The sequence below is a fragment of the Pedomonas sp. genome (assembly GCF_036515995.1).
Taxonomy (GTDB): domain Bacteria; phylum Pseudomonadota; class Alphaproteobacteria; order Sphingomonadales; family Sphingomonadaceae; genus Pedomonas.
Map to the genome: position 1 here is coordinate 1 of NZ_DATBUP010000059.1, position 6,764 is coordinate 6,764.

The window sequence follows — 6,764 nt, forward strand, 5'->3', positions numbered from 1 at the left end:
GAGCCTGCTCTGCCCCGGAGACTTCCGTCCCGGCCGCGCTGACGGTCACCGCCAAGGCGGAGACCGACCCGGTCGAGACGCAGGATGACGCGGCTGACGATCCGGCCATCTGGCGCAATGCGGCCAATCCGGCCGGCAGCCTCGTCATTGGCACCGACAAGAAGGCGGGCATCCACGTTTATGATCTGGCCGGCAAGCGGCTGAGCTTTACGCCCTCGCCGCGTCTCAATAACGTCGACCTGCGTCAGAACACGCTTATCGACGGCACAGCCGGCGTTCTTGTCGCTGCCAGCAATCGGGAAGACGAGGAAAGCGCCAAGGTGTCCCTGTTCCGCCTGGAGACACAGGAGGCCCGGCTCGTGCCGCTGGGAACCTATCCGGTCGGCCCGGGCGAGGCCTATGGCCTGTGTCTGTGGACCCGCGCGTCAGATAGCGTCCTGTTCGGCTTTCTGGTGCTGAAGGACGGCCGCATCGACCAGCTGCGGATCGATGTCGGCACGACCCAGCCCCAGGTCACCAAGGTGCGCAGCCTGAAGCTGGGCTCCCAGTCGGAAGGCTGCGTGGTCGACGACCGCACCGGCATTCTCTACGTCGCCGAGGAAAACGTCGGGCTGTGGCGGTTCGATGCCGACCCGCTGGGCTCGAGCGAGCCGGTCTCCATTGCCAAGGTCGACAAGGTGAACCTGTTCGAGGACGTGGAGGGTCTGGCCCTGGCGCCAAGCGGCGCGGATCAAGGCTATCTCATCGCCTCGAGCCAGGGCGACAATGCCTATGCCGTCTATCGCCTGCCGGAGCTGACCTTCGTCAACCGCTTCCGGATTGGCGAGGGTGCGATCGACGGCGTCAGCGAGACCGACGGGATCGAGCTGATGCTGGGGGACATGGGGCCGGACTACCCGCGCGGCCTGCTCGTGGTGCAGGACGGCGACAACGCGCCGGAAATGCAGAACTTCAAGTATGTGGACTGGGGCGCGGTCAGCGACGCGCTGGGCCTCTGATCCCGATCGGGCCGCTCTGATCAAGGCTCCAAAAAGACAGGCGGCAGGCGGCCGCGTGCGGTGCGTCTCTGCCGCCGCCCACAAACACCGCGCCGCCTGTCCCGCGTTTTAATTGAGGCAGATTATTCAAGCCTCAGCGTATGCTCCTGATCGATGCGGGGGCGTCATTATACTGCAATAGAGCACCACTAATGAGGCTGGGGCCGATGTGTTTTGGAGCCGATAGATTCTCCAGTCAGGCGGCAGAGCGGCGCGGCCAAACGAGGCTCAACGCCCAAGGCGCGGGCAGCTCTGGAGCTGACTGTGATTTTGCACCTCAATGCAATTCGAAAGCGGGGGAGAAAATGGGAACGTCGCAAAGATTGCTCGCAGCGGTTGCCCTCATCGGGCTGGTCGTGCCCACCACCCTCCACGCGGCCGCAGCGCGCGGCACCGCAACGCCGGTTCCCATGACGGGCACGCCAGCAGCGGGCAAGCCCTTTGCCGCCACCGGTTACCCCGACCGGGTTGTGCTGACGCCCGGGGCTGATCCGGCCACGCAGATGGGGATCGCCTGGCGCACCGATATGCGCCAAAGGGGCTCCGAGGCTGAAGTTGCTCCTGCGATTGATGGCCCGAACATTGCGCATGTTGCACGCGCGATGACCGGCACGTCGGCCGACATCTCAACCGAGAACGGGGACGCCCGCTATCACCAGCTCCGCCTGACCGGTCTCAAACCCGATACGCCTTACCTTTATCGCGTCCGGGGCGCGGATGGCTGGAGCGAGTGGTTTCAGTTCCGCACGGCAGCGGCCACGTTCCGCCCGTTCAGCTTCCTCTATTTCGGCGACACGCAGAACGAGATCCTGTCCGTCTCTGCGCGCGTGATCCGTCAGGCCTTCCAGGCGACAGCGGCGCCCGCCCTTTCCATCCACGCCGGCGACCTCGTCGCGCAGCGCGAGGAGAAGGTGCATGACGACGAGTGGGGCGAATGGACGGCCGCAGGCGGGCATCACTACGCCTCGATCCCGCAGATCCCGGCGGCCGGCAACCACGAGTATGTTGATGCAACCTTTGCCGATGGCGCGGAGACGCGCCTGCTGGGACCGCACTGGCCTTTGAGCTTTGCCCTTCCAGGCAACGGCGCGGACGGCGTCAAGGAGACGACCTACTCGGTTGATTACCAAGGCGTGCGCTTCATCGTCCTCGATGGCACGGCGGCGCTCGACCTCGGGGCCATCGAGGCGCAGACCCGCTGGCTCGATGGTCTGCTGGCCGACAATCCCAACCGCTGGACCGTTGCGCTGTTTCACCAGCCGATCTTCACCTGTGCGCGGCCCAATGACACGGCAGCGCTCAAAGCCGCCTGGAAGCCCATTTTCGAGAAGCGCAACATCGATCTGGTGCTGCAGGGCCACGACCATTGCTACAGCCGGCTGACAAGCGAAGCCGGAAAAGCCGCTAGCGCGCAGGCGCAGGCTTTGGGAAAAACCCAAGGGCCGGTCTACATCGTCTCGGTGACGGGCGCCAAAATGTACGGCCTCAATGACCGCTCCAAAACCCAGCCCGATCGCGTCGCTGAGGACACCGAGCTCTATCAGAGGATTGACGTGGAGGCCGACCGGCTCGTCTTTCAGGCCTTTACCGCAACCGGCCGGCTCTACGACGGCTTCGAGCTGACGCGGCGGAGAGACGGAACCAAGCAAATCAAAACCTTGCCCGGTGTGACCGGTCCTGAACGCCGCTGCTCAGGCCTAACCGGCCCGGATGGGGCTCCATGCGTTGCACGGGCCAAGGATTGATGGCCTCAAAGCTGAGCAGGCGCCCCGTGCGCCGGCTCAGCCGGTGAGAGCAAGGCGGCGCGCGCTCTGATGAGAACCGGCGGCCGATGTGGCCCCACACCTCATGGCCGGGAGGCCAAGGCCTGAGCGCGGGGCCAGGGAGCAGTTTGGCGGGCCCGGCATAAAGCCGCTGAGAGAGGCAACCGGGAGAGCACGGTGCGCCAGGCGCAGTGCTATCCCGGCTGTTTAAATCCTTCAAGAGCGGCGCATGAAAAAAGCGCAGCGTTCGGGAAACCGTGCCGTGCCGTGCCTGCCGTAGTTTGCGACAAGGCCCTGCCGGCCCACCCCATCTCTTGAGAACAGCCATTTTGGCAATTCGGAAGCGCAATGCGTGCGCACCAGGGCGCATCTGGCACGGGCACGCCTTTTCTACCTGTTGTCATCAGGCCCTGCCCGACAGCCTCTCGATGCTTCTTTAAAAAAATATGGCCGTCCCCGAAAGGGACGGCCAAGGTTCAGGGGTAAATCACGCATGCGAACGAAAGCCGAGGAGCAGGCTTCCGCTGCGAAGGGCTGTTTAGGCACGGTTCATGACGGCCGTATGACGGCCGGCATTATCTTTTCAAAAAAATGCGGTGCTCCCAAAAAAAGAACTGCGGTAAAAAGATCAAGAGAACGGGCAGACGTGCAATTGGCTCGCGCGCCTTCCCCCGCCCTGCCAGAGCCGACCCTGCCGGCCGGCCTCGGATCAGGAAGGCGTTGGAAGGGCTTTTTGAGCCCGAGATTAGCATGCAGACAAGAATCTGCCGCCTCGCGTCTCGCCAACCATGAGCGCACTCAGCCCGGCCTTGTTTTTGAGGGCCAGCTCGGCGCTGCGCCTTGCCCGCGCCTCGGCCGGGCAACTCGCAAAAATAAATGCGCGCAATCAACGATACGCCAATGAGTAATGCTGGCGTAACATAAAGCCTTTAGGGAGACGCACCAGGGCACTCTGGAGGCGATCCAGGCGTGCCGGCGGAATTTGAAGGGGAAGAGAAAAACGGCGGCAGCCTTGTCTGGTCTGCAGGCCCGAAGTCCACGTTTGCCACGACGGCGCAGCTCACCTTGATTTCTTTTGATGCGACCAACCGGGACCTGAAGCACGGGTCTCGGAGCGGTGTCCTGCGCCCTGAATTGCTGTAGGAGTATGAAGTGACGTCTGTGATTACGCGCATGCTGATAACCGCATCCGCTCTTGCGCTGGCTCCGGCCGCACACGCGCAGTCCCTGCCCGAGACCCGCCCGGATCCGGCGAGTGCAAGCCAGGCCAGCGACATCATCGTGACCGGCTCGCGCATCGCGCGCAGCGAACTGGAATCGGCCATGCCGGTCAGTGTCGTCAGGATGGAAGAGGCGGAGCGCTTAGGCCTCACGACCGCCTGGAGCGCGCTGATCCGCGAGCCGGCGATCGCCCCGGGCGTGGGCCGTGGCAATGCGGGCTCGCAAGGGTTCGACGGCGGCACCGCCTCCATCAACCTGCGCAACATGGGCACCAACCGGACCTTGACGCTCATCGACGGGCAGCGCCGGGTCTCCGGCTCGGCGCGAACATCGGCCGTTGATCTCAACATGATCCCGGCAGGGATGATCGAGCGGATCGAGGTGATCACCGGCGGCGCTGCCGCCATCTACGGCGCCGATGCGGTCACGGGTGCGGTCAACATCATCACCAAGCGGGACATCGAGGGCGTTGATCTGAAGGCGACCTACGGCATCTCCCAGCGCGGCGATGCGGCAACCACCTCGGTGTCACTGACGACGGGGACCAAACTGCCGAACGAGCGCGGCTCGCTGAGCGTTGGTGCAACCTATGTCAACAGCAAGGGCCTGACCGTCTATGATCGGGGGTATGCCAACCGGCATATGGTCTACCAGTCGAACCCGGACAACCAGAGCCTGACCGACGGCATCCCGGACTCGATCATCTATGACAACTGGGCGGCGGCCCGGCTGAACAGGTTCCCGACGTTTGTCCACGACAACGTGAACTACGTCTATCGCAACGGCACCGTTCACAAGCAGAACATCAATACCATCTCGACGCCGGGCGAGTATGTGGCGGGCACCGGCGAGTACTATACCGAGGGCACCTTCCCGCTGAACGCCGGTGAGCAGCTGCTCTCCCCGCTCGAGCAGTTCGCGGTTGTCAGCCGCTTCGACTATGACGTGACCGATGCCATCACCTATACGGCCCGCTTCGATTATGGCCATACGGTCTATGACGGCACCAAGACCTATTACCGCGAAGACAGCCGCGCGACCTGGCTGAACGGCGTCGGCGGGGCAACCGCCTCTCTCGACAATCCGTTCCTGCCGGACGCCGTGCGCCAGTTCATGGTGGACAATGACCTGACGCAGCTGCGCCTTGCGCGCATCTATCCCGAGTTCGGCATCCGCCGGGATGTCCAGAAGCGCCATGCCTATACGATCGCAAACGAGCTGGGCGGCGGGCTCACGGGCGACCTCGAGTGGGCGTCCTTCTTCCAGTACGGCCGCTCGGCCAACAATGTCTCCAATCCCGGCACGCTGCGCGCCTCGCGCTGGATTGCCGCGCGCGACGTCATTGCCGATCCCGCGTCGGGCCAGCCGGTCTGCCGCGACGCGGACGCGCGGGCGGCGGGCTGCGTGCCCTACAACGTTTTCGGCTCGGCCGCGCCGACCGCCGAGCAGCGCGACTGGCTCTTTGCAACGCGCCGCGAGAAATGGGTCAACACCCAGACCATCTTTGGCGGCAGCGTCGTCGGGCCGGTCTTTGCCTTGCCCCATGGCGATGTGGAAATGGCGCTGGGCGCCGAGCGGCGGACAGACACGCTTAAGACGCGCGAGGATCCTCTGGCGGTGCCCGGCGAACTTGCTCACTCGGGCGGCGTCACCCAGCATGCGGAAATTGATGCCAAGCTCAAGGTCACCGAGCTGTACGGCGAAATGGTGGTGCCGGTCCTCAAGGACGTGCGCTTTGCCGAGCATCTGGAAATCGAGGGCGCCTATCGCTTCTCGGACTATAACCTTTATGGCTCGACCAACACCTGGAAGCTGGGCGCCACGTGGTCGCCGTTTGGCGGGCTGACGCTGCGGGGCGTGCGCTCGCGCAGCGTGCGCGTCCCCAACTTCGGCGAGCTTTACGAGCCGATCAACACCGGCCCGTCCAACCTCGATGATCCCTGCGAGGCGCAGAACATCTATCGCAGCCCGACGCGCGAGGCCAACTGCCGGGCGCTCGGCATCGATGTGCCGGGCCGGGCCAGCCAGGAGGTCTCGCTCCTCACCCGGGGCGGCAACCCGGATCTTGCGCCCGAGACGTCCAACAGCCTGACGTTCGGCGCCATCTTCCAGCCGCGCTTCGCGCCGGGGCTCGACATCACCCTTGATTACTGGGCCATCAACATCGAGGATGTCATCACCCAGTTCAGCGGCAATCAGATCGCCAACTACTGCGTTGACCTGCCGTCCATCGACAACATCTTCTGCGATGCCATGACCCGCGACCCGAACAGCCCGGTCAAGGCGATCGCCACCATGTCGACCCAGCAGATCAATGCCTCGAAGCTGAAAGCCAAGGGTCTGGATTTTGGCGTCAACTACCGGGGTTTGCTCGGCGCCGGCCAGTTCAGCGTCGGGTTCAAGGGCACCTACCTCATCGACAAGGAGGTCGAGGCCGTCCCCGGCATTCCCGAGAGCATGCTCAAGCAGGTGACGGGCTGGGCCGACCCGCGCTTCCGGGGCAACCTGTTCGCCAGCTATGCGATCGGCAAGTTGAATGCCGCCTGGAACACGACGATCCGGGGCCGCTCGCTCCATGCAACCGATGCGACGTCGGATGAGACCTTCGACACCAACAGGGTCCCGGCCCGCTGGTACCATGACCTGTCGCTGGGCATCAACGTCAGCGAAAACTACCGCCTGACCTTCGGCATCAACAACGTCTTCGACACCCGGCCCCCGCAGGTGCCCGACACTTACACCG

Annotated in this window: 4 protein-coding genes; all 4 read left to right on the top strand. The window is 64.2% G+C overall.

The genetic code is table 11. From position 1 onward, the window contains the following. A partial coding sequence (locus VIG90_RS04855) for a phytase (RefSeq protein WP_331592328.1) occupies positions 1 to 998 on the top strand: 998 nt, incomplete at its 5' end. 344 nt (positions 999 to 1,342) lie between these two features. After that, positions 1,343 to 2,782, top strand: a complete 1,440-nt coding sequence (locus tag VIG90_RS04860) for a metallophosphoesterase family protein (protein ID WP_331592329.1) — start codon at positions 1,343 to 1,345, stop codon at positions 2,780 to 2,782. A gap of 987 nt (positions 2,783 to 3,769) precedes the next feature. Then, positions 3,770 to 3,943, top strand: coding sequence for a hypothetical protein (locus VIG90_RS04865; protein WP_331592330.1), 174 nt, complete (start codon positions 3,770 to 3,772; stop codon positions 3,941 to 3,943). A gap of 9 nt (positions 3,944 to 3,952) precedes the next feature. Further along, the coding region (locus tag VIG90_RS04870) for a TonB-dependent receptor domain-containing protein (protein WP_331592331.1) at positions 3,953 to 6,764 on the top strand (2,812 nt) is incomplete at its 3' end.

Excerpts from the sequence above, each read along its gene's own strand:
- VIG90_RS04860 (WP_331592329.1), top strand. The coding sequence starts at position 1,343 with ATGGGAACGTCGCAAAGATTGCTCGCAGCGGTTGCCCTCATCGGGCTG.